Here is a 25,490-nt window from a genome sequence, read left to right as displayed (position 1 = left end):
TACAATAGGTATTTGAATTTTTATATGTTAAGTGTAGAAGAACTAAATGACAAACTAATTGACCTCGCTTTCGCCGAGGACATTGGCGACGGAGACCACACCACCCTTTGCTGCATTCCCAAGGATGCCATGGGCGAGTCGAAGTTGCTCATCAAGGAAGAGGGTATCTTTGCTGGCGTAGAGATTGCCAAGGAAGTATTCAAACGCTTTGACCCAGAACTGCAGGTCGAGGTCTATATCCAGGACGGCACCCACGTCATGCCAGGCGATATTGTCATGAGCGTCAAGGGTCGCGAACAGAGTCTGCTGCAAACCGAGCGCCTGATGCTCAACATCCTGCAGCGCATGAGTGGCATTGCAACGATGACGCACAAATATCAGCAGGCACTCATCGACGCTGGCACCAAGACACGCGTGCTCGACACGCGCAAGACCACTCCCGGCATGCGCATGCTCGAGAAAGAGGCTGTTAAGATTGGTGGTGGCATGAACCATCGCATCGGACTCTTCGACATGATTCTCCTTAAGGACAATCACATTGACTTCTGCGGAGGTGTTCATAATGCCATCAGTCGCGCCAAGCAATATTGCAAGGACAACGGCAAGGACCTGAAGATTGAGTGCGAGGTGCGCAACTTTAAGGAGCTCGACGAGGCACTGGCCGAGGGCTGCGATCGCATCATGTTCGACAACTTCACGCCCGAGGATACCGAGAAGGCGGTGAAGATTGTTAACGGACGCGCAGAAACAGAGTCAAGCGGAGGAATCACCTACGACACCATGATTCCCTATGCCAAGGCTGGCGTCGACTTCATTTCCTTCGGTGCGCTCACCCATAGTGTTAAAGGACTAGACATGAGTTTTAAGGCTGCTGGTAGCGACAAACTGATTATCAAATAGTTTCAACTACCCACACTAACAAACTGACTATCAAACAAATAATGAAAAAACAACTTATTCTCTCGGCCATGCTCCTAGCTTCAGCAGGAGCTATGGCCTGTACTAATTTTATCGTAGGCAAAAAGGCTTCCTACGATGGTTCGGTCATCTGCTCATATAGCGCCGATAGCTACGGCATGTTCCAAGGCTTGGCTCACTATCCCGCAGGCAAACACCCCAAAGGCACCATGCGCCAGGTATACGACTGGGATACGAATAAATATGGAGGCGAAATCCCCGAAGCCGAGGAAACCTATAACGTCATCGGTAATATCAACGAGTGGCAGGTAACCATTGGCGAGACAACCTTTGGCGGACGCGAAGAGATGGTCGACACCACAGGCATCATCGACTATGGCTCGCTCATCTATATTGCCCTCCAGCGCTCAAAGACAGCTCGCGAGGCCATCGACGTCATGACATCACTCGTCGAAAAATATGGCTACAACTCTGAAGGTGAGACATTTACCATTTGCGACCCCAACGAGGCGTGGATCATGGAGATGATGGGTTGCGCCAGCGACCGTAAGATCGAGAAGGGCCGCACGGTATGGGTGGCCTTGCGCATCCCCGACGACATGATCTGTGGCCATGCCAACCAGAGTCGCATCACCAAGTTCAACATGAAGGACAAGGAGAACGTGCGCTATTCCAAGAACGTCGTCTCATACGCCCGCAAGATGGGCTGGTTCAAGGGCAAGGACGAGGATTTCTCGTATAATGCTGCCTATGCCGCTCCCGACTTCTCGGGTCGTCGCATCTGCGACGCTCGCGTATGGCAGTTCTTCAATCGCTATGCCGACGGCATGGACCGTTATATCCCCTGGGCCGAGGGCAAGGATGCCAATGCCGAGGCCATGCCCCTGTGGGTGAAGCCCAACAAGAAACTCACCGTGCAGGATGTTGAGGCAGCCATGCGCGACCATTTCGAGAACACCCCCTTCTCGCTCGACCAGGACATGGGTGGTGGCATCTGGGAGATGCCCTATCGCCCCACACCACTTTATTTTAAGGTCGATGGCAAGGAATACTTCAACGAGCGCCCCGTATCCACTCAGCAGGCAGGCTTCGTCTTCGTCTCTCAGATGCGTTCGTGGTTGCCCCGCCAGATTGGTGGCTGCTTCTGGTTTGCCAACGACGATGGCAACATGGTGCCCTTCACCCCCGTCTATTGCTGCACCACCGAGTCGCCCCGCCCCTACAACACACCTGGAGCCGACGATCTCAACTTCTCGATGGACAATGCCTTCTGGGTGCAGAACTGGGTCAGCAACATGGTCTATCCACGCTATTCGATGCTCTTCCCCAGCTTGAAGGAGGTGCGCGATTCGCTCGACAACTCATATTTCCGTGCACAGAAGGAGGTCGAGGACAAGGCACTCACACTCGACGAGGCTGCCCGCACCAAGTATCTCACAGCCTATACAGCCCAGAAGGCCGACCAGATGCTGGCCCGCTGGCGCCAATTGGCCACCTATCTCATCGTGAAGTACAACGATATGACCATCAAGCCCGAGGAGAATGGCCAGTTCACACGCACAAAATATGGCCTCGGCTCAACAGTAAAACGCCCCGGCTATTCACAGAAATACGCACGCGAATTGGTCAAACAAACCGGCGAAAAGTTCCAAAAGCCATGATGCAAAGGCAAAAATACCACTTTTTTTGAAAAAAGTACCGAAAAAAATTGGTGAACTAAAAAAAAGTGCGTACCTTTGCACCCGCAAACAAGGAACGATGGTTCCGTAGCTCAACTGAATAGAGCATCTGACTACGGATCAGAAGGTTGTGGGTTTGAATCCCGCCGGAATCACAAAGGAAAGAGAATGACAAGCCACAGTGCTTGTCATTTTTCCTTTAAATACTCGAGTTATAAGCTCGATTTCTATTAGAAAATATCCAGTTCTCAGCAAATTAACAGAATGTTGAACAGCGCAGTTGATTTGGACTCATTTGGAACTGAACGGAACTGGATGGAATTGCCCAGAATATAGTGTTTGTGTTACCAATTGTGTTACCGCACTTCAGAATTGTGTTACCAGCGAGCTGCTTTTTTGCCGCTTTCTGGCCGTGAATTCTGAAAAAGCGTCTCAAAAAGTCCCCTTTTTGCGAAAAATGACCCATCTCTCTGCATAAAAAAAAGTTAAATTATGAACAAGAGTGTAAGATTGGTCTTTGACCGAAAAGGCTCAGCAACCAAAACTGGGTATGGAAAAATTGAAATCTACGTTTATCTCGCCAGGACTGAACGTAAGTATGAGGCTGTAGGAGAAGGTACACCCGACAACTGGGAAAGTGCTGCTCTTGACAAATTCGTAGTTGCTAAGATGAAGCGCTACGAGCAGATTGTCACTGCAATGAAGACACTTGGTGAAGACATGACAGTCGACAATTTCAATCATCATGTTTACATGAATGAAGCTAAGTCAGCTAATGACGAAGCAGGAAAGTACATGTTCAAAGGTGTCGACCAGCACCAGAGCTTCATTGAGTATGTAGAAGACTATCTTGATAAGGAAGGTCTTCGTTCTGGTTCACGTCGTAACATTCAGGTGGTGGTTGACAGTCTGAAGAATAGCGGAATCATCAAGACTCTCTATGACCTGACTCCCTATAACCTTCAGAAATATGATGAATACCTCCACAATCAAGGTGACAAGTGCCAGGCTACCATTTGCAATTATCACAAGAAGATTCACAAGTACACCAATATGCTTTGGCGCAGTGAAATGATTCCCAGCGATCCTTACAATCAGTTCGAGATAAAGCGAGGAAGTTCTAAGGAGCGTCAGCCACTGACAGAGGAAGAACTTCTCAAACTCCGCAATGCCACCAATTTGTCTGATAAGCTGACACGTGTACGTGATTTGTTCATCTTCATGGCATATACAGGATTGGCCTACATTGACATGAGCAGTTTCGACTTCTACACTATGACAGAGAAAGAAGGTGAACTGTATTACATCGATGGCGAACGTACCAAGACTGGCTCAAAGTACTATACGCCAATTCTCCCTCCTGCTATGGCTGTTCTGGAGAAGTACAATTTCAGACTGCCTACAATAACCAATCAGAAGCTCAATGATTATCTGCACTTGCTGCAGGATAAACTGGAGATAAACAAGGAAATCACCTGCCATGTTGCTCGCCATTCATTTGCGACTCTGCTTCTCACCTATGATTTCCCGATAGATAAGGTGGCCAGAGCTCTGGGTCACAGAGACGTCAAGACTACCCAAATCTACGGAAAAGTGCTGAAGAAGCCAATGATTGTTCATTCCGAGAAACTGGCAACGCTAATCAAATGACTTTATAGAAAACGCCCTTTAGTAACTGCGACTTTCCTGTACCCTCATGGAAGGTCGCTGTTATTTTCTCACAGACATACTTGCTGCCGTCTATATAGAAAAGAGCCCTTGGGTCAGGAATTAAATCGCTCAAAAACGAGAAGGTGTATTTCTTCTTATTGTCTATATTGTATGTGTACTTCAAAGGGATTCCGTCCTTATCCTTATTCTGCTCCTGATTGATGCGAAGCGAATAGCTGGATTTAGTTACAGAAAAGTCATCATTGATTTCCAGTTTATCTACCATGGGATGCGGCAGTCTGTCGTATGTACCGAATATACGACCAGACCAGAAACCCACATATAGCTTATCGAAGTAAGCATCGTTTTTTTCCTGTTCACCCTTTGCAATGGCTCTTCCTGCATTAGTCTGAGCCAATGCACCACTGTTATAGTCTGTATCATCATCGTCGTTAGCTCGTCCGAAACCGATTCCAGAGCTATTTACTCTTCTGCCACCTCCAAATGAACCTTCTCCACTGCCAGGATTAAATCCACCTGTTGTATTACCGTCTTCATCGGTCTCTTCTAACCATGATTCTGCACTACCCATCTCACCGCATTCAAGGAATAGGCACGGGCCTAAATCCTCTTCAGTATAGTCAATCCATGCTGGCACAATGTTGATCTCAACATCTTCTGCGTCTTTGTCAACAGTCCTGCGTCCGAACTGATTGACCGGCATCAAACGGTTTGTGTAGATATAGTAGTTATAATCAGAATCTGTACTATACATATGAAAGCTCTTGTATAGCTCAGACTTGTAGCACCAGAAAATAAAATAGGTGTCCACGTCCTTGGCATAGAATAATCCATGAGCTGCTGAATTTCTGGGATAGCCGCGAGTATATGCTGTGCTTGTGCCGCCTCTTCCTGTTTCGTGGGTCTCAACGCCGCATTGCTTTTGAGTTCTGGCATAGGCAAGCAGGTCTGTTAGCTTGTCATATTCATGCACCTCTTTCTTGTGCTCGTCGATATACCACTGACAACTCTGATAGGCCCAGAACCTATTGTCGTTCTCTGCATATGCCAAGTTCGTAGCTCCCAGATAGTCCGACTTGTTCTCCCGAGATACCTCCACAGAGTATTTGTTTACCACCTTATTTATGTACACATTCTTGGCCTTGTAGGCTATCTTGTGCGAGAACTCAAACGTAATTGTCTTAGCCTTGTGATTGATGCAGAACTCACCCTTCATCAGTTTCTCCAACTCCTCAAAGAACTCTGTAAGGGACCAATGCGGCAGTGCTATCGCAAAATTCCAGGCTGCCCAAGCAGCTGGCAGAGTGTTACAGATAATCAAGTACTTCCATTGGCTGTTCTCAATGGCCTCGAAGTACCCTTTATACCCCATAACCTGGCATATCTTGTTCAGAATATGCAGAAGATATGGCTGGAATGTCAGTGTAGTAAGTCCACTTGACCATATGAAATCGCCATACTGATTTTTCTCCACCGCATTCTGTATGTTCCCTGAAGTGTTATTCACCCATGGAAGTGCCACCCATTTTCTTGAAGGATAGGCTACATCCCATGCCGATGCAGCTGTCATGTACGATGGCTTACGCTGCTCTGCACTGGGATAGCCGAGATTTAGCTGATTTAGGTATACATCGTCAAACGTGTCGTCGAAGTTCTGCTCAGAGCGACCCTCCAAGAACTGCGTCTTTACTTCTACTTCTGAAATCTGAGTGATGACGATGGAACCGGACTTGAAAAAGTCCTTGTCCCTGATATCACAGTTGAAAACCACCTTATTCTTTTCTACGTCCTGACGATGAAGATGTCCGAAGATACGGATGTTCTCAGGACAGTCCTTCAGCGGAAAGGTAATAGTCAGTGTGTAACTATCAGAACCTGTAAACAAAGGATTCTCAGAGATGTACTCAAATGATGTATTCTTTTTCAGATAGGCCTGTTTGCCGTTGATTATGATTTCCATATATTACTTTCTCCTTGATTTTGGGGTTTTATTTCTCATCAGCTGTTCATATTCATCCTGAGCCTGCTTGATACCAGTATCTCCAGTAACTGTGTTGACAGTTACAAAAGGCTCGTTCAGGCGGTCTTTCAGTTGTCTCATGACCAGGGCATATTCTTTCATGGCGGCATGAGTGGCTGCTATTTCAGTCTGTGCATCGCTCTCTGGAGCCTGCACTATAACTGTTGGCGAAGATTGACTGGACTGTGCGTACACGCTTGGAGCTACGATGCTTCTTGAAACATCCTCCGAGCGTAACGATCCTATAGTGTTCGTTCGCTGGGCATAGTCCAGGGCATCAATCATCGGGCGGGCTACGGGGGACTGCAGCAACTCTTGCGATGCTACCCATTCTCCTTTGTGAACGACGCCGGCCACCTCGTTCTTTCTACCTTCAGGGGTAAAACCACCTTTGGCATAGCCTTGTGCGCTGGCCGCTTCCTGCTGTTTCTTAATGGCTTCTACCTGCATCAGACCTGCAGCAACCGCTGTAGCAGCGGCAATTGGTGCCAGGATATAACCGATGACAGGTACAGCTGCTGCAGAACTATAAGCATTAAGTGCTGCCGTAGCTGTCTGAGCGATGGCCTGCATGACTTGCATCTTATACATCTTCTTGTTGGCCTCGTTCTTAACCTTGGCAATCTCTTTTTCCTTCTTTTCCTCCAGCTTCTTCACTTGGTAGTTATTACCCTCTGCATTGGAGATTTCTGTCTTGTAGCGCTTCTCGATAGCTGCTACCTGAATATCAGCTTCTGCCTGAACAATAGTAGAAAGCTGTTGGAAGATGCTGCTCATTCCGGAACTGATGACTTCCAAGGAACCAGTGACGGCCTTGCCCATGTCCGACTGTAGCCATTCCTGCATGTCCTCCGTCCATTCCTCTAGGAAATTCTTGTTATTCTCGAGCTCGTCGATTCCGTATTTATGTCGCAAGGCCTTCTTCGCCTTCTGATATGCCTCTTCGATGCGCAATTTCTCCTGTGCGCTGTCACCTGCTGCTTTAACTTCCAGGTCATAAACCTGACGCAATGCCTCCAGGTCGGCCATATATTTGCTGACGCGCTCACCCTTGTTGTCACCAAAATAATCTTTCTTGATTTGGCTGAGATAATCCTGGTGTTTCTTTTCGGCTGTTTCCGTCTCTTGCTGGTGCTTCTTCTGGTCGGAAATCAGTTTGTCTTGGTATGCCTTCTGAGCCTGTACATATTCAGAAGTTCCTTCGTCATACATTGTGCTCATGCGGCGTAGATGGTTCAACTCCAACAGTTCAATTGTCTGTTGATAGACTTCTGTTGAAACCTCTCCATCGATATAGCGCTGCTTCTGAAGGGCTACTGCTTCATTGTAGAATTGGTTTTCCTGTTCAACAGTCACCTTGGTATGCTGCTCTACCTGCTTTTGCTGTGCCTCATAATAGCTTGCCTGAGCATCCAGCTTTTCCTGTTCCGTCAGGTCTTTATGCTCCAGAATCTTCTTCTGGTACTCGACTTCAATTTCCAAGATACGCTTCTGGTATTGTTCATAGCTTGCCTTACCTGTAGCATAACTGATACGATTCAGCGCTTCCTCTTTGGCTTTCCAGTCCTTTTCCTCCTTGAAGCGCTCTTCCTTTTTCGGCTCTGTATTGACAGTCGGTGTGAAGTCACCGCTGCCACCTCCGCTACCGCTATCACCAAGTGCTGCAGCTTCGTCCGCCAGTTTCTGATTGGCGGCAGTCATGGTATCAACGATACTGTTATACTGGGCTACTGCAGCATCCAGCTTCTGAAGCTTTGCTTTCCAAGCTCTGTAGCCAGAAGGGCTGACAGTCGCCTCACGCATGGCATCTGTCTCAGACTTATGAAAGATTTTCTCGTTTAGATAGGCGTCTTGAATGTTTTCTGGTGCCTCGTTAAACCACTTATCACGCTCTTTCTCTGCCTCTGGCAACTTATCCAGAGCCGCTTTTATGCGGGCAGAGTTCTTCAGCTGTTCCGTATAGTTCTTCAAGATCTTCACGTTATGGCCATACAGTCGCCCCTCTTCAGAGATGCTGGCATGATAACCTGGAACAATCTGCTGAAGATCCTCGATGGCCTTTCGTCTGTTGTTGACGGAAAGTGTCTCGTCCTCTACAGTCTTTCTCAGACGCTCAATCTTTGAAATCTCATTGTATGCGCTGCGGTCTGCCTCTTCCTCAACCTCCAACAGTCGCTTCTTCGCTTCGGCTGCTGCATTGCTTGATTTGGCAAACTTCACGTAAAGCCCAATCAGGATAGTGGCTGCGGCAATAGCTGCACCCATTGGATTCATCTTCAAAACCTTGTTGAAGTATAGCTGAGCTGCAGCAGCTGCAGTAATCTCACCACGAAGCACCTTGTGCCTAAGGATGGAAGCAGCAAGTAGAGCATCCTCTACCACCAATGCAGCAGCCTTTAACTTCTGAACTGCTATATAGCGAAGTGACCAAAGATATTGCAGCTTTACAGCGGTATAATAGCCAACGACCGCAACAGTCAGCGTAAGCAAAACAGTCTTGTACTTGATGACGAAATCCACCAGCGTAGAAAGGAACTTCAGCATCAGCGTGGTAGATGAAAGTACATGTTTCATCACAGGCTGCAGCTTTTCGCCCAACTCTATAGCCATCTCCTTGACACGCTTACGGGCCTTATCCAGACCAGCCTGTACCGTGGTGTTCTGTACGTTGTATTCCTTGGTAACAGAAGTAGCCTCGGCGAATGCCTTGGCAGCTTCCTCCTGTTCCCATTTTACCATATCCAGATTACCAGCCAGAGCAGAAATGACCTGTGCTGCACGGGCACCGTTCTCTCCCATATCCTTGAATACTGGAGCAAGTACATCGATATTGCCCAGTTTGTTCAAGGTATCAAGCAGCATGAGCAAGCCTTCATTAGTACCCTTTGCCAGAGCCTCCTTGAACTTCTCGGCATTCATGCCAGTGGCCTTGATGACCTTATCCTGCTGCTTGAACATATCCATGATGAGCTTAGAAACGGCGGTTGCCGACATTTCTACGGCCTGTCCCTGAGAATCCAGGACAGCCGCAAAGCCCATGATCTGCGGGATAGTCATCTCCGCCTGGGCACCAACACCAGCCATTCGCTTTGCGAAGTTGGCCAAATATGGCGCCGATGCCGTACAGTTCTGCGAGAGCTCGTTGATGACAGAACCGACGGACAGCAGTGCTTTCTCCGTTCCCAGCCGTTCTTCGTCACCGAATATCGTGGTCAACTTTGACAGTGTCAAGGTTGCCCCGTCGCCCAGCTCGTCTAGAGCCACGTTTATTTGGTCTGCAGCACGAACAAAGCCCAAAATATCCTCTTTCGACTGCTTACCAAGCTTACCCGCTTCCTCCGCAAGTACGTTCAGCTGTTCGCGGGCGGTACGGGTGTCCATCTTCTTGAACTCTTCGTTCAGGTCCTCCACCTGTTCCTTGCTCATACCCGTGAATTTGCGGACGTTGGCCATCTCTGCGTCCATGTCCGCAAACGCCTTGACAGCAGAACGTCCGGCCATAATCAGTCCTGTAACGGCAGCAATCATACCCATCAGGGTTGTTTGCCAGTCGTTCATCTTGCGGTTGAAGCGGTCCCAGAAACCTTCTCCTTCGATAAGGTCAGCGTTGACACGGGCTATTTCTGCTTTTACCTTTTTGATTGCTTCAGCCTGACGGTTCCATTCAACGGTGCCACGCTCTATACCGTTGAGCTGCTGCTTCAAGGTGTAGAGCGTCTTGTTTAACTCCTTCGGTGTAGCCTTATCGAGGTTCTTCAGTACCTTTTCCACACCGACAGCCGCCGATTCTATTTGCGAAATCTGGCGGTTGGTCTGCTTCAGTTCCCTCTGGAGCTTCTTCAAATCTGCCTTGTTTCCTGCCTTAGCTGCATTCTCAATGGCTTTCTCCAGCTCAAAGGATTTCTTTTTTAGGTTATCCAGCATATCCTGCGCCTGCTTGCCATTGACGGTAAGGGTGACAGTTGCGTTGGTATTGATGTCGGACATAGTTTATGTGATTAATTATTTCGAGTTACGGATTACAACCACAAAGGTACACATACACGCCTGCATGATAAAAGACACGTGGAAGATGCCCATGCCTGAGACTTGACTGGGTGAAGGTATGGGAGGCACAGCATCCACCAGTCATTGACAGCACAACAAATCCACAAGAAAAGCGCTGTGGATTTGTGAAAATCGCAAATAGTTAAGTTAAAGACTGTTGCGAGTGCTGATAATCAATGACTTACGGGATTGTTAAGGGCAGCGCCCTTAACCCCTCGGAGTAGAGACCCCCCACGCGCCCTGTCCTCCTCGAACCTCTTCCGACTCTTCAGCCGTGCGGAATATGCTGAGAGTGTGAACGAATGTTAAGAAATTGAGGCTTGGAAGTCTCATTTGTTAATTGAAGCCTCGAAGTCTCACAATGTTCCAAAAGTGCCGAAAGTCTCCCTAAAATGCAGAACCATCCACCGAACGACCAAAAAGTCGCTTTAAGATGCAGAACTATCCACCGAACGGGTAAAAGGTCGCACTATTATATAAAAGCGGGCATTTGTGCCGAAAAAGGGCAAAGGGTCACACAATTTCCACCGATGACAACACACCGCCCGAAAAAGGTCAAGGGTTACGCTTTGCAGATAAAGCCGCCCACGATGCTTGCAGCCGCTTCGCCCGAATGGGCGGTAAAGAGCCACGGGTGCAACACGAAATCCCTCCGACGTGTCAGAGGGTTTCGTGTTGTACCTGTGGAACGGGCAATCAAGACAATCTTTGGCTACGACCTCAATCTATTTGATTGAAATCATAGCCAATGTTTGTCTGCCCACAAATCTCCTCGCTTGTGAGGGTGTAATTGGCATCATAGCAGAGCGTGATGCTATAGAATGCGCATCATTGTGCGGTACTGGAAGAGGTGAATGGGCATAAAGAAAATCTGAAGCAGAGTGTGGCTCGCTGAGCCTTAACGTGCCTCAGATTTTCTTTCTACCTGTTTACTTCTGCGTGAGAAATAGCCGAATGTGACTGCGGATTACGCAGCCTCTTTCGGCGGGAAACTACTGTTTTAGGAGGGCTTTGCCATACTCGTACCACCAATAGACTGAAGCATAGAGTGCGTAAACGCGCTCTTTGAAGAAGTCTGGGTACTTGGGTGTAAGCTCCTCGGCATTGTATCCTGCAATGACGCAAAGGAAGGAGAGGTCGCCCTCGATGTAATCACACCACTTGTTCTGACCAAGACACCAGCCAAGGATGTTGTCGAATTCGGCTTCACTCTTTGGCAACTGCACGTGCACGACAAGGTGCGGCTTGTCCTGCTGGTACAGTAGCCAATAGGAGCCATGCCCTTCGATGTGTTTTAACTCTGCCTTGAAGGACTCGAAGGCAACATGCTTGGCTTTTAGACCAGGCCTCTGGAGGCGTGGAAACAAAACTAAATCACTTTTCTCAATCTTTCTGATTTCCATCATCGTAAATCTTTAGTGGGTTAAACTTATCTCACTCACATCATTTTACCACCGATGCCTACGATAGTTGGCCGGTTGGTGGGCAAACATTGCCACTCTTGATGCAATAATCTGCTGCAAAGGTATGGATTTTATTCGGAATGAACAAATGTTTTAAAGGAATTATTCATTTAGAAGGAGCCGGAGTCTCAGTTGGCAAGGGCTTGATGGACTGAAAAGTACATCGCTTGTGCGGTGGTGGCGACGCTGTGCCACTCGTGGGGGCTGGTGTGAAGTGCCTGTGTGCTGCGCGGCGAGCAGCATAGCTGTTCACTTGTGACAAAGTAGTGTGTATGCGCTGGTACATGTACCTGCACATTCTTACTTCTTTGAAGCCATGCCGCTCACCGCATTAGCAGTGCTCAGGCTCTTCTACTGTCAGCCCTGTAGCGAGTGACCAGCCGACACTACCGAACAAGCCAATCATCGGTGAAGATGATGATTGAAAGTCCGAAGGGGTATGGGGCGGGACAAAAGAATATTGGGCGATCCTCACGGACAGCCCAATATAATAATAAGGTAAATGACAAAGAAAAAATGAAAAACTGAATTGCAAGAGGGTATTCAGAATGAAAAACTGAATGTTTTTTTGTAAAACTGAAACTTTTTATAGGAAGCGCCGGAGGCGATAGACTATGTAGATGACTATTGTAATGATGATAATTATGAGGATGTAATTGGGAGTGGAACTTGGCTTTGAGCTTTGCTTTGTTGCCGATTTGAGTTTATGGGACTGGGTGGCTACTGCTACGCTGTCTTTCAAATCGGCGCTGGCTACGGACTTTTCTTCGCTGTTGTCAGCGATGTGTAGTCCGTAGATTTTGAGGGCTATTTGGCTAGGAGGACGCAGTAAGTATGAAGGAACTTGTGAAAGATGGGAAGCGGATGCGGAACGCGAAGCGTTTCGGATGCGCTTGTGGGCTTGGGGTGTGTGCGAGAGGGCTTGTGAGTCGGACGGAGTTTCCAAATGACCTTCCATACCTGATGGGAACTCACTTGGAAACTCCGGCGACGAATCATTTGGGAATATCATGATGATACTGTCTGCAGACAGATTGAATTGTCTGGAGAGAGAATCGAGAGTTCGGTAAAAAGTGAGACGGGAGGCCGTCACGGATGCCGTCTCACTTGCACTTACCGCCTTTTCGGACGTGCGCATCGTCCTGCATGCAGTAAGTGACGTCAAACAAACAATGAAAACGAGAATTATTGTACGAGTGAAGTATTTCATTTTGATGGATTTTTAAAGATGTAATCGTATTCGTGCACATCAAACGATGGGCATGATTTCTTGGCATAGATGCAGAGGGCTGGATAGCCTTTGCAGCGGCTGCAGGGATGATGAGGATCCTTCTTCTTCAGGCTGCAGACCAGCTCACGGTGTCCGTGTAAGGTGGCGTTGGGATATTTCTTGTGAAGCTCTTCCAAGAGATTTGCCAACGCTACCTTTTGTTCTGGCGTTCGTGTATCCTTGGGCGTCTTGCCATCACGGGCACAGCCACCGACATAGACGATGCCGATGCTATGGCGGTTGTGTCCGTCCTCGGAGCAATGGGCACCCATCTCGTTGATGTCGCGACCTTCGTGGATAGAGCCGTCGAGGTATATCACTTTGTGATAACCGATGCAGCGCCATTTGTTCTGGGTGCGGTGGATGTCGTCAATCTGCTTGACGGTCATCTCACGACCTTCAGGCGAAGCAGTACAATGGACAATGATTTCCTTAATCGGTCGCATTGTTGCCTCCTTCCTCTTTCTGATCGATGACAGATTTGAGTTCTGCGAACTTGGTGTGAATATAGATACTGACTCCGAATATGGAGCCAGCATAGATTAAGCACTGGGCAAAGAACAGGAGTACGGAATCAGAGATTTCGCCTGTGGGCGGTACTATAAAGCCTGCGGTGGCCAGTGCTACACCTGCCATGAGCATGGCGATGGCAGAGTAGATTTGGATGTCAGTCCTAGTTTCTTTGGTCATGATGTGTAGGTTTGAAAGTTGATGATGCAAAGGTAATTATTGATTCTGTTTTATGAAAAGACAGTGTTTTCTTTGTTTAATTCTCTTATTTTTGTATATTTGCAGCAAATTCGTGAATTATTAAAGAATATATTATGATTATTACTTCCACAAATGATATTAAAGGATACAAGATAACCAGATATCTTGGCCTTATTAATATGAATGTTGTAGTCGGCGTAAATTTCTTTTCCGACTTCTTTGCATCTATCACTGATGTTTTTGGGGGATATTCAACTGAATACCAATCAAAGCTTGATAAAATATATGCAGATGCAATTAATTCCTTAGAATTCAAAGCAAATGCTTTACGAGCTGATGCTATTATTGGTGTTCATTTTGATTTTGATGAAATTAGTGGAAAAGGTAAACAAATGTTTATGGTTACTGCTTATGGAACAGCTGTAATGGCTGAGCCAATTGTAGAAGTGCCCAGAAAAGTAGAAAGATACGAAGTTTATGAGAGACTTTATAACTTATCCAAATTTATGGAAAAGGGAGTAATTACTCCAGAGCAATATGAAGATGAAAAGAAGAGTATTCTCTTTAGGTTTGAAGAGGCTATAACTAAGGAACTTGAAGATATTAAGGTTGAGAATGCAAATAAGGAAGTTGAAATTCAGGCTCAACTTGCTTATCAAGAGAAGATAGAAAAAGAGCGCATTGAATTAGAAAGAGTAAAGGAGGAAAAGAGAAAAGAAGAGTTAGCGAGGATGTCTGAAAAAGAAAAGTTTGCTTTACTCAGAAAGGAAAAAGAGGAGGATATCAATAAGGCAGTAGATCTTTTCACTACCAATGCACCTTTGCTTTTGGTAAAAATTAGAGAATTACTAGAGAATAATATAAAAGATCCTAAAGATAAACTGTCGAAACTAACCAAGCCTGAAATCGATTCTGCAAATTACGATGATTTGGGATTGAAGTCAACGGATAATGTTGCTTATTGTATTGGACAGTTCTTGTTAAAAGAAAGATATGCAGATGCTTGTAAATACTACATTGACCTTGTCAATGATGATGATATAAGTGAAGCTATATCTTATATTAATAGCGTATATGATATATTGTCCTTTAAGAGTCAATCAGCTTTTGTGGCTATGGCTAAGAATCTTGTAGAATTAAAGGTACTAGGTAAAGATGAAGAAGCAATTAATGAATTTGCTAATTATGCGCTTTGTAGTAAAGATATCGCTAAACAAGTAATTGAGATGCTTTAGTGATTATATCTACGGAAGTTGTCATCTAGGGCCTTGGCTACGACACCGACGAATGACTGGCCGATGTTATCAGCTAGGAAGTCACGGAGGTTGAGGACTGAGGAATAATACTTTCGAGAGAACCATTTCTTAGCGACTCGTCGCTTTTCACGACCTATATCCCCGGAGTTGCCTCTGGGGATTTCCTTTCCTGTACCGAAGTCTTGCCAAAGACCGTATTCGAGGAAGGCCTGTGTCAAGCCTATTTCGATAAAGCGACCATCGGCACGAACTGGCAAAGCACTGACGGAGTGAAGGAGCCTGCCTGTGTCGATGACATTCAGCAGCGTAATCTGCTCCTGCCAGATTTTAAGCATGGTGTCATTGAAGGCGAGGACGTATTTCTCGCGCTCGCCTTGTGGGTCGGGATGCTTATTTATGTCCATTCTTCCTGATTGTATTGAAGGTCTGTGTAGGTGTCAACAGCGATTTGGAAATAGGCGCAAGCGCATCCTGAGAAGAAATAGCGGTCGATTTCCTGGAAGGAGATGCGAGGGTCGATATAGATAGAGTGCTGCTGCAGACGAGTTTGTTCCTGGATCAGGACAGACATGAACTGTCGGAACAGCTCGCGCATCATATCCATGCACGATTGGCGGGCCACCATGTTGTCAATGGTGTGACGCATGGCTAAGAACACCGTTTTCACTCGACGAGTGTGCGGAGTGTTATTGATGTCCGTAAATCCCTGTGAGATGTCGGACACGCAGACGAAAGCCGCTTTTGTCTGCATTTTGGCCATTGCTTCTTCGAAGCCGTCAAGCCCTGAGACTCGGCAGAAGGTGAAGTGCTTGGACTGAGCGAACTTGTTGCGCTTGGTCAGTGCTTCAAAGAACGAAGTGGCATCCCAGTTGAAGGAGTCTTTGTTTATATTCTGTGTTGGCTGTTCAGGCGTATGGGGATGAAAAGGTATCATGAGTAAATGTGTAATTAATATATGTAAATGTTTGGCAAACAGATTGTTATAGAATCGAAAATCGATTATTGAGTTAGGGCTTCTTGTAAGCCTTTCGAAGCTCTTCTGCTTCCTTTGCCTTAGCGTCAAGCTCGGTAAGGGCTCGCCAAGTATCCATCTTCATGATGGCTGCTTCCTTGGTAATATCGCCACCAGTGAGGGCACGGATCATGGCGTTCGTGCTGTCACGCAGCTGGCTGTAGATATCCGGCTGGCTGTTGTCCAGCAGGTTGCCTTCGCCCTTAGCTGGGGCTGGCTTGTAGAAGTTCGAGAAGAGCGTGGCGAAGTACTGTTTGAGAGAGGCCATCCAGTAGAAGATACCTACAAGATGGGCTTTAGAGGGCTTCACATGGTCGCTTCCGTATAGGATTTGTGCCATCTGAAGCAACAGTTCATCCTGCTGTGTGTTGAGATAGCCCTGGAACAGGTTGTCAACATACAGATACTGCTCAAACGGAACTTTCTCGAAGTCCGCTGGTAAAGCACGGTGCTTGCCGATTCGTGCGATACGAATGGGCATAGGAGCAAATGAATCAAGGAAATCAAGAACTGAGGTGGCTTGCTGAATCTGCCTGACTCTGAGCACAACCTGCTCTTTTCCTCGCTTAATGAGGAAACGATGGCGCGGCAGAGTGGCAAGCACCTTCAAGTGATTCCACTTCATGAGGCAGAGGGTCTTGACCTCTGCAGCAGACAAGTCGCGTGCGAACAGGTGATATACCATGAGCAGCTGCTCGTCAGATAATTCGGCCCAGCTGGTGGGTAGGGTAATATTGAATGATTTCATACTGCAAAGGTATGGAAGTTCTTGATGACTTGAAAAGACAAAAAGAGCGAAAGACCTAAGGCCTATCGCTAATCTTGTTCATACCTACAATTATCCGAAGTGCCATAATTGCTTGTTTTAATACTCATATGTCATAGAATTAACCTCTTTTCTAATACTAGGCCTGATTTCCCTTAGTTTACTTTGTTCCATCAGTTTTGTGAGCATATAGGCTTCTTTCCACTGTATTATATCGTACATATCAACATAACAGTTTTCTTTAACCGTCTCACAGTTCCTTAAAACATAATCAGCAATATTGTAGCACCAATCAACACGATCTTGGAATGAATACAATTCTGGAACAATATTATCAATGAGAGCCGCATATTTGATAGGATCACAAAGCCAATAAAACCATTTTTGATTTATAATTTTATGCATAAGCCCTTCTATATATTCAGGATCAACTGATTCTATTTTGAAGTTGTTCTTTTTACAAACTCTAAGCAAGGAAGGTGATTTCCTCCAGTACTTCCACTCTCTTTTATATTTTTCATGTTGTTCCACATTCACTTTTTTTAGATAATCATTTAGCCAATCATATTTATCCATGTCTTCAGGTTCCAAGAAATGTGTTGTAATCACTGGATAATGGTATAAGGAATGCTTTTGAAAGTATACAAAGAATTCTTCACAATCTGCTAGGTCTATTTCATATAGATTATCTTTTGTCAGGTCTGCCATCATATATAACAGAAGTAGCTCCTCTGCCGTTCTTCCATGCCAGACAATGACCTTGTCGTAGGCAGAGTATTCTTTATGAACAAAGTCGTATAAACTATAATAGGAATAGAGTCGTAAGAATTCTGCCGTGTCTTCAAGTTCTTTCTTATCATATGTCTTAGGAAGGATACCACAACTAAAGACTACAGGACAAACTACTATTTCATCGGAATCTGGACAATTTACTATTCTGAAGACTCTTTTCGCAGTTTGATCCGAAGGAACGATGTGTAAGTTTTTTGCTGCCATAATTATTTGTATTAATAGTGCAAAAGTAATGTGGAGATATGCCATATTGGGGCACAACTCCACACTTTTTCATTTTTACGCTCTTAATAGTCGCATTTTATAATGGTATTAATATATGTATATTAATCATAGTAGTCACACTTACTCCAGTCTAAGTTCTCACAATAGTCTTCTATCTTGTAAGTATGATAATTACATTCTATTTTCAACTCTAAGTTAAAATCACGTACCCATAATAGGTCAAAAATAGAGAATTCCATATGACTGAAAAGATTGTGAAAATCGTAAATCAAATGCATGTCCTTGGTTAATTCTCTATCGAGCCCCTCATTATGGTTGTCCCATTTGTCATGCCCATAAAGCATTTCATTTTCACTATCTATCTGTGGGTCCCAACTTCTTATAGTAAAACTGCCAGCACCGTCTATATCATAGAGTGGTATAAAATTGTCAAGACAGCCGTTTAGCACAGCCCATATTTTCTTAGCTCTCATTGTCTGCACTGGATGTATGGTTGAATAGGCATAGCCTAAGAAACACTTGCCATCTACTTCCAGGCTGCCGTATTTGCAAGTATCCTTTGTTGCTTGGTAAAGTGCTAAGGTCCGATTACGCATCTCTTTCAATTGTCCGATAAGGGCTTCGTTGAAATCATAAATCAGTTGTTTGTATTTGTCATCCAATACAAACATGTCGTTTAGTATATTCTTTCTGATACTAAGCAATCTTCTAATTGTATAAACTTCTGTTTCATTATGCGTACCATGCTTCTCGTTTTCGAAGTAAACATCCAGAATTTCCGATTCTATTTCTTTTACCGCTTGAGTCTTGAATATATCTTGTACTTTCATATTACTAGGGTTTGATGTAATCAATTATTTTTCTCCAGATAGAACGATGTCTCTTTTTACATTCTTTGTCTGACATTGGGTTAAGTGCAATATCCAACATGGTCATTAGTGAAATAGTATGTTGAGTCTTCCACCCACAATGTAATTTTACATAAGCATTTAACCGTTCTGTTACAAACTTTGCTGCATTTTGATACTTTTCTTCATCCCCTTTGATGATATTCACTTCTATTAGCTCATCATAAATTTCTAGCTGTATTTTTGTTTTCTGTTCATTGTTTACCATAATTCATATCAGTTATTTACTACATATTAAATACAATGCTATACGCGTTCCAATAGATTCGTCAACCCCTAGGCCCCATTTGATTACAACATTTTGAGGAAAACAACTCACAATATCTGAGACTTTATCGAATTCATTCATCATGAGTTGATGACTATGTGAATGCATAAACAGCATTACAACTTTGTTGTATTGTTTTAAATCAGATCCAGTATCATTAAGGATTTCCTTATAAAGTGATTCCATTCTTTTCATTCCAGGATTGAAATTGGAATAGAACACTTTGCTAAGAACGGTGGATTCCTGATACAGAAAATCTAAATCATTATTATTGAATGGCATGATTGTTGACTGCTCAACAATCTTTTGGATTAAACCATCCAAAATTAACTTTCCATTATAAATCTCATTTTTTGATTTGACGTATAACATACCTTTGTACTATTGATTACGTGCAAAGATATAATGAAGATATGCCAAAACGAGGCATATGATTACAGAAAAATCAAAAACTACTTAAAGATTTGCTAAAGCTTCTTGAGCGATATTCATTAATCTTAAATATACGTTTCGCTTATTAACACCCTTTTCCAGGAGTAGAGGATGCCTATAATCTATTATAATAGTACCAGATTTTGCTATCCTATATGCACACTGAGTTTTGTCTCTCGCTATATATTTCAGATCTCGTCCAAAATAATTTGATAGAATTGTGTTTTCTTGTTTGATAATGTCGAGCAATATTTCATAAACCCCATCTCCACAACAAACTATATAGTCCAACTTCCCATATAGTGAAATTTGCTTCGCGATAAATGTATAAGATTCGGGATATTCATGAAAATAGTCTTCAAGCATCTTTTTTGTACAATGATTCTTTCCTGGCTTCTTTTTAATATCAACAACTGCTACTTGTCTTAGTGCATCAACACGTTTATTCGCAAATCCCCACTTGTCAGCTTCTGAAAAATCAGGATAATAGCCTTGCTCTGTTTGCATCAGTCCATATGCCCATCTAGCAACATTATCCCATGTGCGCCAATTATCAGGGTTGCATACACCATTTAGTATATAATAACGTAGATTGAATGAATCCGATACATTATTTACGTCTTTCAGCAAGAAAAGGATGTGCTTTTTAGCATCAATCCACGATTCTCTACATATAACTCCATCATATGTAAAACCATGGCTAGGATGGTTTATTTTTAGCCAGTTCATCCACTCAATGAATAGGTTATGTTCAATACTTGCCATTATACTTAATAACTATTTCTTATACGTCTAATCCTTTGGCACACACTATTGCTTCGTCGAACATTCTTTCAAAAATTCTCAAGGTCTTTCCATTTAGCAAATCTCTTATGGCTTCTCTGTTGTTCCAATACCGATGTCCCTCAAAGCCTTTATATATCCACCCGTTACTAACAGCATAGGGGGCATATCTTTCTATTAGTTTCTGCTCAGATTCAACGAAGACATTGGCATCGTGTTTCTGAAAGCCAAAGATGAGGTTACCAATAGGACATTGTTCAAACTCAAAACTCAATTTAAAATATTTCCATTCTTTCTTGAGAAATGACAGACCAGCCCAGGCTTCTTCCATCCAGTTCTTCTGAATATCCAACATCTGGAACCCCTTATTTTCTGCAAGCTCCTTTAGCTTTGGCAAAAATCTTTCGTTAATGATGTAGTTTATAAGATCATTTCTGCTTTCGTATATGTCAAATACTGCATCAATATTTTCCTGTTTCCCTAATTCTTGGAGCATTTCCTTCTCCATTAACACATCTTTTTCCATTCCGTTATCTGTTAATATGTTAATCGTTCTAATATATTGCTTTATAGTCTCTCTTACGGGTGCAACATCCTTGGTTTTAGAAACGCATTCATCTAACCAGTGTACAATGTCAGTTTTGTAAGATAAACAAAGATAGTCGCTCTCTCTCAAATCTCCAAGTGATTTTTGCGATGGATGATGTCCGTCAAGTGTAAGATATATTAGTTTAAAAGGTTTTGCAGGAACACGAGACGTGGCATAGTTCCAGTACCTTTTCATCTGATAGTCTTGGTCAGATGCATATATTTTATTCTCAATGATAATCTGATGCTTGCCATCAGTGATATACAGATCAATACGTCCGCCAGTATCTTCGTCAACAACGCCAATGTTCTTTTCAACTTCAACAGTCATCATGTTCCAATCAAAATCCCAGATGGCTTCACGAATTTTCTGAAAGACCATGCTAACAAATAATTCAAGAAATACGCTCTTTTGGCCATGGCTCCCATATGGATTGAGCAATGTCGCAAGTAATGCAGAATGCAGGTGAACTTCATCAGACATCATGTTTAGGTCGCTAAAGATGTTGAAGAATTCCCCTCTTTTTTGCCTTTCAGTTCTGTCGGATATACGCCTATCCGAAATCTGTTTTATTTGTTCTATGATATATATAGCATCCATATTCTTATAAATTGGGAAGTAAATTTTATAGTATCTCTCTCGCTATCCAGGCGCAAGCCTCTGCGTCGGCAAGGGCGTGGTGGTGGTTCTCTAACTGGTAACCGCAGGCGGCAGCAACAGTGTGCAGTTGATGATTCTCCAAGTCCGGCAATGCCTGACGTGAAGCGTTCAATGTGCAGAAGAATGGATAGTCAGGATAGTCCATCTGATAACAACGAAACACCGCCTTCAGGCAACTCTCGTCGAAAGCTTTGTTATGAGCCACCAAGGGTAATCCCTCAATAAGAGGCTCTATTTGCTTCCATACTTTTGGAAATACAGGTGCATCTTCGGTATCACGACGAGTAATTCCATGCACCTGAGTACACCAATAATTGTAATAATTAGGCTCAGGCTGAATCAGAGAGTAGAAGGAATCCACAATCTCACCATTCCTTACGATTATTACACCAACGGAGCAGACACTTGTTCGTTCGTTGTTAGCCGTTTCAAAATCTATTGCAGCAAAATCTTTCATCCCTCATTAGTATTATACTTGTTCCACATTCTCTTTATCTTACCAGCCATCTCCTTCCGTAGCCATACAGGTTCCAACACTTCTATGTCTTCGCCCATCGACAAGACTTCCTGTTGGAAGTCGAACTCTGGACATAAATGCAGTTTGAAAATGCTGAACTCACCACTTCTCTCAATTTCTTCCTGCGTGCTATGAAGCGGGAGTGAACGGAGATAGCTGGCCTGTCCTGCAGAAACCTTCAGTTTTATTATCTGAGGCGTGGCATCAGTGTTGGCAATGATGCCATAGAAGTTCTCAAAGAAATCAGATGGGGCAAAGTTTTCCATCATTTTAAATTTTTGGCCTTTCAATACATCTACATCGTAGATCCTGTCAATAGCATATATCATCAGTCGCTGATAATACGGGTTCCACGCCAACATATACCAACGCTGCTTGAATAGCTTGACACAATATGGTTCCACATTGAAGGTATTGCTTTCTTCGCGCCAATAGCTCTGATAGGTGATTCGGAGGACATTGTTCTTCTTCATTGCCTCAATGATTGTCGACAGATACTCTTGTCCTGAAGGAACATCTTCAAGCAGAATCCTGTCTTTCATATTTTGGTTCTCAATGAGAAGATTGCTTACCGAGATAGTGCTTAATAGCCAACTCCGCAAACTGCCATTATTTATCTCACAGGCGTTTTCTATATAATAATGGTAACCACCCCTACGCTCGCATTCAATCACTAAGCCAAACATCTCCTCTACGGCGATTCGCCACTTATGGAAGGTACGAAGAGCAAGTTCAACTCCTTCGCTCATGTCATTATCCAACCACTTTTCATTGATTTCCTCGAACGTTATGCGTTTAGCCTTGTAGATGGTTTCCACAAGCCAAACATACTTATTTAAAAGGTTCTTAGCCATAATTTTACAACTTAATGCTGCAAATATACGAAAAAGATATGTATTAATGAGGCATAAGTAGAAGAAAAATAATGAAATATGTTTGTATTTGAGTATAATGGCCTTCTTTTATGACCAAGTGCTGGTATTCAGCGAATAGATATTGAGGAATAGGATTATCTTTTTTCTTTCTTAGATACTTTTCTTTCCACGATTCAGTTCATGAAATTTTTTCTTGCTATCTTCCCTACGCTTCTGTTCCTCCTTATACTTTTCTATGAATTCTTCATTGGACAACTCTCGACTAAAGAGTTTTTTAATGCCGGAACTTGCACAATATGTTGTTCCGCCAATACCCAATAAAGCATATAAAGTAGTTAAGATGCCCATAATAATTTATATTTGGGGCAAATATACAAAAAAATCCGCTTAAAACCAGTAAGCGGATGATTTTTTTTTGTTTTGGAATACCTTTGGGGTGTAGAGTGCGGCGACGGGGGAGGTGTGCCAAGCGGGAAATTCGGCTGAGTGTTCGCGGATGATGGTAACTAGGTCGTAGTAGCATTGGGGGTGAACCTGGATATCTGTGAGTAGCTGGAGTTCGTAGGACTGCAGGGAACGGATAATTTGTGATTCGAGATTGGAGGCGGTACTGCCCTGGGTAATGACTTGGGAGCGGAAGATTTGCATCTGAGGCTGGGAGAAGTAAGTGTCGGCAAGAACGTTCTCTATCTTTATGAGACGTTCGCGCAGCTGCTGGTAAGAGTCCCAGATATGCTCACGGATGGCGAGGCGCCGGCAGAGGCTCAGCGACGGGAACATCGTGGCGGCAAAGTATTGGCCTTGGGTTGACTGGCGCCAGTCGTCTCTTGAAGAGAGGCGGATGATGAGGGCTTCAATGGCGGCGTCGCGCTGAGACTCGAGAGAGGTAATCAGGGCGTCGACGCGCTCACGAGAAGCAGGAACCACGTTCTGATTCGAGACGATACCGAAGCCGTTTGGGGTCAAAACCAAATCAAGCGAAGGGATGGCGGTCATATAGGCATGACAGGCTACGAGCTTTTCCAAGGGGAAACGGAAACGCTCGTTAGGACCGGAACTGTCGGATTCAGCAATCTCATTGAAGATGGCTTCAGGAACGAAGGTATCTATTGCCCATTGCTCTGCAGTCTCGAGGTATGGGTAAAGCTTTTCAATTAAAGTGGGCTCACCCTCTACGGTGGCCAGTACATTGGGAATGAGCAATCGGAGCTGCTCGTCAGTAGTGATTAGTTTCATTCTTCTACGGGTTTATTGGGTGTAACAAGTTTGGCGTCGCGCTTTTCATCGAGTGTGGAAAGCATGATGAAGGGGCAGTCGGGCTTGACTCCTTCCCAGCCGTTATACCTTATGATGATATTGTGAACGGTGAAAAGCAGGTCGTGATATGGCTTCTGCAGGGCCTGGGCGATGGTGTAAAGCTCGCGTTTGTCAGAGCCAGAGTTGTTTGTCTGGGACTTTCCTGGTACTGAGCCGACAAGGTTAGAGTGGACTCGCATCGTAAAGCACATCATATTGACGGCCTCGATGATATCGGTAGACCAGTCGCCACCTTCCTTGTCGGTCTCCACCTTATTGATGACTACATCGTGCTGCTCCTCGCCATTGGGGTTGATATAGAACGTAGAGAACAAAACTTTGCCGGAGTTCTCCATGCCAGTAAGGAAATTGATAATCTTCTCTTTCTCCTCAACGACGCGATCCATCTGCTTCTTGCGGTCGGTAATACCTTCAGCCTTGAAGATACCGTCCCAGAAGCGATTGGCAATCTCAATGTGATACTTGATGGGCGCGGAGTTTTTCAGCTTTGCTTCCTTGGCCATACCGATGAGACGCTTGATATTGTACCAGTTGCCCTTGAAAAGTGAGCCATAGTAAGGAATTGGATAATAGGTGCTGTCAGGTGTGGGGACACGGCTGACGATGGCGAACTTGCGGGTACTGGTCTTCGGCTTCTTTCCCTTCAGGGACTCCATACGCTCCTGCAGGTCAGACCAAGGAGAATTGAAATCAAGGAGTTCGATTTTCTCTACCTGGTCTTTATTGGAGATGGTCTTTCTCCAGTTAGCATAGAGAATGTACGGGATATGACCGTCTTTTTCAGCCGGAGCGAAACGAGTGTAGCAGGCTTCCTTACGGAGAATGCGGACGATGCGGGAGCCGCCGGCATTGAGGATGATGATACTGACACAGAATCCGAAATGCTTGAAATCCTGGCAGACACCGAGGAAGTAGGAGGGAAGGTCGTTGTCCATCAAATAATGGTCGACGTCCTTCCTGATGGCAGCTGTGGCTTCCTTTGTGTCGTAGACCAGACCTGAGCCATAGCATACTTCGGCATTGAAGATCTGGCAGGTGGAAAGTGTCTCGTCACTTTCTATAAGCTCCAGAATCTTGTAGGGCATTTGGTTGTCTGCACCCCAGGGCATGTAAGAGTAACCCTCGGAAATGGTCTGGGGTGTGATATCGCCTTGTTCTTTGAAGACTTCGGAGGAGTTGACTGTGAAAGCAGCTGAAGCTTTCAGGTCCGGGATGGATTCAACGGAGTTGAAGGAAAGGTAATGGTTGGTCATATCTTTAGCTTTTTTGCTGCAAAGGTATGTCTGTCGCATCTTATGTGAAAAGACATCA

At 44.6% G+C, this 25,490-nt stretch carries 23 protein-coding genes, 1 tRNA gene and 1 riboswitch; of the genes, 5 read left to right on the top strand and 19 right to left on the bottom strand.

Going from position 1 to position 25,490, the window contains the following annotated elements; translation table 11 throughout:
* The first annotated feature begins 24 nt into the window (after positions 1-24).
* The 4 genes from nadC (at position 25) to M1D30_RS05345 (ending at position 4,247) form a co-directional block, all read left to right on the top strand.
* Complete coding sequence (gene nadC, locus M1D30_RS05360; RefSeq protein WP_248507074.1) at positions 25-900, top strand: carboxylating nicotinate-nucleotide diphosphorylase; 876 nt, start codon at positions 25-27, stop codon at positions 898-900.
* A 41-nt stretch (positions 901-941) separates the two neighbouring features.
* Complete coding sequence (locus M1D30_RS05355; RefSeq protein WP_248507073.1) at positions 942-2,579, top strand: dipeptidase; 1,638 nt, start codon at positions 942-944, stop codon at positions 2,577-2,579.
* Positions 2,580-2,678: 99 nt separating this feature from the next.
* Positions 2,679-2,752 (top strand) — tRNA-Arg (locus M1D30_RS05350).
* Positions 2,753-3,089: 337 nt separating this feature from the next.
* Positions 3,090-4,247 carry a site-specific integrase gene (locus tag M1D30_RS05345; RefSeq protein ID WP_248507071.1) on the top strand — a complete coding sequence of 386 codons (1,158 nt, stop codon included), beginning with the start codon at positions 3,090-3,092 and terminating at the stop codon, positions 4,245-4,247.
* Here the strand turns inward: M1D30_RS05345 and M1D30_RS05340 are convergent.
* From M1D30_RS05340 to M1D30_RS05320, 5 genes are all read right to left on the bottom strand, one after another.
* Entirely contained in the window at positions 4,240-6,228 is a 1,989-nt protein-coding gene (locus M1D30_RS05340; protein WP_248507069.1) for a hypothetical protein, read from the bottom strand. The genes M1D30_RS05345 and M1D30_RS05340 overlap by 8 nt on opposite strands.
* Before the next feature lie 3 nt (positions 6,229-6,231).
* Positions 6,232-10,275, bottom strand: coding sequence for a phage tail tape measure protein (locus tag M1D30_RS05335; RefSeq protein WP_248507068.1), 4,044 nt, complete (start codon positions 10,273-10,275; stop codon positions 6,232-6,234).
* A gap of 1,052 nt (positions 10,276-11,327) precedes the next feature.
* On the bottom strand, positions 11,328-11,741 hold the full coding sequence (locus M1D30_RS05330) for a hypothetical protein (protein ID WP_248507065.1): 414 nt from the start codon (positions 11,739-11,741) through the stop codon (positions 11,328-11,330).
* A riboswitch (SAM-I-IV-variant riboswitch) is annotated at positions 11,737-11,848 on the bottom strand. (Overlaps the previous gene by 5 nt.)
* Before the next feature lie 1,156 nt (positions 11,849-13,004).
* A complete protein-coding gene (locus tag M1D30_RS05325; RefSeq protein ID WP_248507062.1) occupies positions 13,005-13,514 on the bottom strand; it encodes an N-acetylmuramoyl-L-alanine amidase in 510 nt (169 codons plus the stop codon).
* Positions 13,501-13,758, bottom strand: a complete 258-nt coding sequence (locus M1D30_RS05320; protein ID WP_248507060.1) for a hypothetical protein — start codon at positions 13,756-13,758, stop codon at positions 13,501-13,503. The genes M1D30_RS05325 and M1D30_RS05320 overlap by 14 nt, the downstream gene beginning before the upstream one ends.
* Positions 13,759-13,892: 134 nt before the next feature.
* On the opposite strand from M1D30_RS05320, the gene M1D30_RS05315 reads away from it, so the two are divergent.
* Positions 13,893-15,014 (top strand): YbjQ family protein, encoded by a 1,122-nt coding sequence (locus M1D30_RS05315; protein WP_248507057.1) that lies wholly within the window; start codon positions 13,893-13,895, stop codon positions 15,012-15,014.
* Here M1D30_RS05315 and M1D30_RS05310 read toward each other — a convergent pair.
* From M1D30_RS05310 to M1D30_RS05245, 14 genes are all read right to left on the bottom strand, one after another.
* A complete protein-coding gene (locus M1D30_RS05310; protein WP_248507054.1) occupies positions 15,011-15,439 on the bottom strand; it encodes a hypothetical protein in 429 nt (142 codons plus the stop codon). The two genes, M1D30_RS05315 and M1D30_RS05310, sit on opposite strands and share 4 nt — an antisense overlap.
* Complete coding sequence (locus tag M1D30_RS05305; RefSeq protein ID WP_248507051.1) at positions 15,430-15,969, bottom strand: hypothetical protein; 540 nt, start codon at positions 15,967-15,969, stop codon at positions 15,430-15,432. The genes M1D30_RS05310 and M1D30_RS05305 overlap by 10 nt, the downstream gene beginning before the upstream one ends.
* A 73-nt stretch (positions 15,970-16,042) precedes the next feature.
* Complete coding sequence (locus M1D30_RS05300) at positions 16,043-16,795, bottom strand: hypothetical protein (RefSeq protein ID WP_248507048.1); 753 nt, start codon at positions 16,793-16,795, stop codon at positions 16,043-16,045.
* A gap of 117 nt (positions 16,796-16,912) precedes the next feature.
* On the bottom strand, positions 16,913-17,809 hold the full coding sequence (locus M1D30_RS05295) for a DUF1835 domain-containing protein (protein WP_248507046.1): 897 nt from the start codon (positions 17,807-17,809) through the stop codon (positions 16,913-16,915).
* Positions 17,810-17,931: 122 nt separating this feature from the next.
* A complete protein-coding gene (locus M1D30_RS05290; RefSeq protein WP_248507043.1) occupies positions 17,932-18,660 on the bottom strand; it encodes a hypothetical protein in 729 nt (242 codons plus the stop codon).
* Positions 18,661-18,664: 4 nt separating this feature from the next.
* On the bottom strand, positions 18,665-18,946 hold the full coding sequence (gene zapA / locus M1D30_RS05285; protein WP_248507040.1) for a cell division protein ZapA: 282 nt from the start codon (positions 18,944-18,946) through the stop codon (positions 18,665-18,667).
* Between the two features lie 12 nt (positions 18,947-18,958).
* On the bottom strand, positions 18,959-19,378 hold the full coding sequence (locus tag M1D30_RS05280) for a hypothetical protein (RefSeq protein WP_248507036.1): 420 nt from the start codon (positions 19,376-19,378) through the stop codon (positions 18,959-18,961).
* 84 nt (positions 19,379-19,462) lie between these two features.
* Positions 19,463-20,203, bottom strand: coding sequence for a hypothetical protein (locus M1D30_RS05275; RefSeq protein WP_248507034.1), 741 nt, complete (start codon positions 20,201-20,203; stop codon positions 19,463-19,465).
* A 19-nt stretch (positions 20,204-20,222) separates the two neighbouring features.
* Positions 20,223-21,410: a PD-(D/E)XK nuclease family protein gene (locus tag M1D30_RS05270; RefSeq protein ID WP_248507032.1), complete on the bottom strand. Its 1,188-nt coding sequence runs from the start codon at positions 21,408-21,410 to the stop codon at positions 20,223-20,225.
* A 25-nt stretch (positions 21,411-21,435) separates the two neighbouring features.
* Entirely contained in the window at positions 21,436-21,927 is a 492-nt protein-coding gene (locus tag M1D30_RS05265; protein ID WP_248507030.1) for a 3'-5' exonuclease, read from the bottom strand.
* Positions 21,924-22,841 (bottom strand): WYL domain-containing protein, encoded by a 918-nt coding sequence (locus M1D30_RS05260; RefSeq protein WP_248507027.1) that lies wholly within the window; start codon positions 22,839-22,841, stop codon positions 21,924-21,926. The genes M1D30_RS05265 and M1D30_RS05260 overlap by 4 nt, the downstream gene beginning before the upstream one ends.
* A 171-nt stretch (positions 22,842-23,012) precedes the next feature.
* On the bottom strand, positions 23,013-23,210 hold the full coding sequence (locus M1D30_RS05255) for a hypothetical protein (protein WP_248507023.1): 198 nt from the start codon (positions 23,208-23,210) through the stop codon (positions 23,013-23,015).
* A 39-nt stretch (positions 23,211-23,249) separates the two neighbouring features.
* Entirely contained in the window at positions 23,250-24,098 is an 849-nt protein-coding gene (locus M1D30_RS05250; RefSeq protein ID WP_248507020.1) for a DUF6712 family protein, read from the bottom strand.
* A complete protein-coding gene (locus M1D30_RS05245; protein ID WP_248507019.1) occupies positions 24,095-25,432 on the bottom strand; it encodes a hypothetical protein in 1,338 nt (445 codons plus the stop codon). The genes M1D30_RS05250 and M1D30_RS05245 overlap by 4 nt, the downstream gene beginning before the upstream one ends.
* Between the last annotated feature and the right edge of the window lie 58 nt (positions 25,433-25,490).

Origin of the sequence: Prevotella sp. E15-22, assembly GCF_023204875.1 — a bacterium.
Classification (GTDB): Bacteria; Bacteroidota; Bacteroidia; order Bacteroidales; family Bacteroidaceae; genus Prevotella.
Note: the sequence above shows the minus strand (reverse complement) of the source record. Positions and strands in the feature narration are given on the sequence as shown.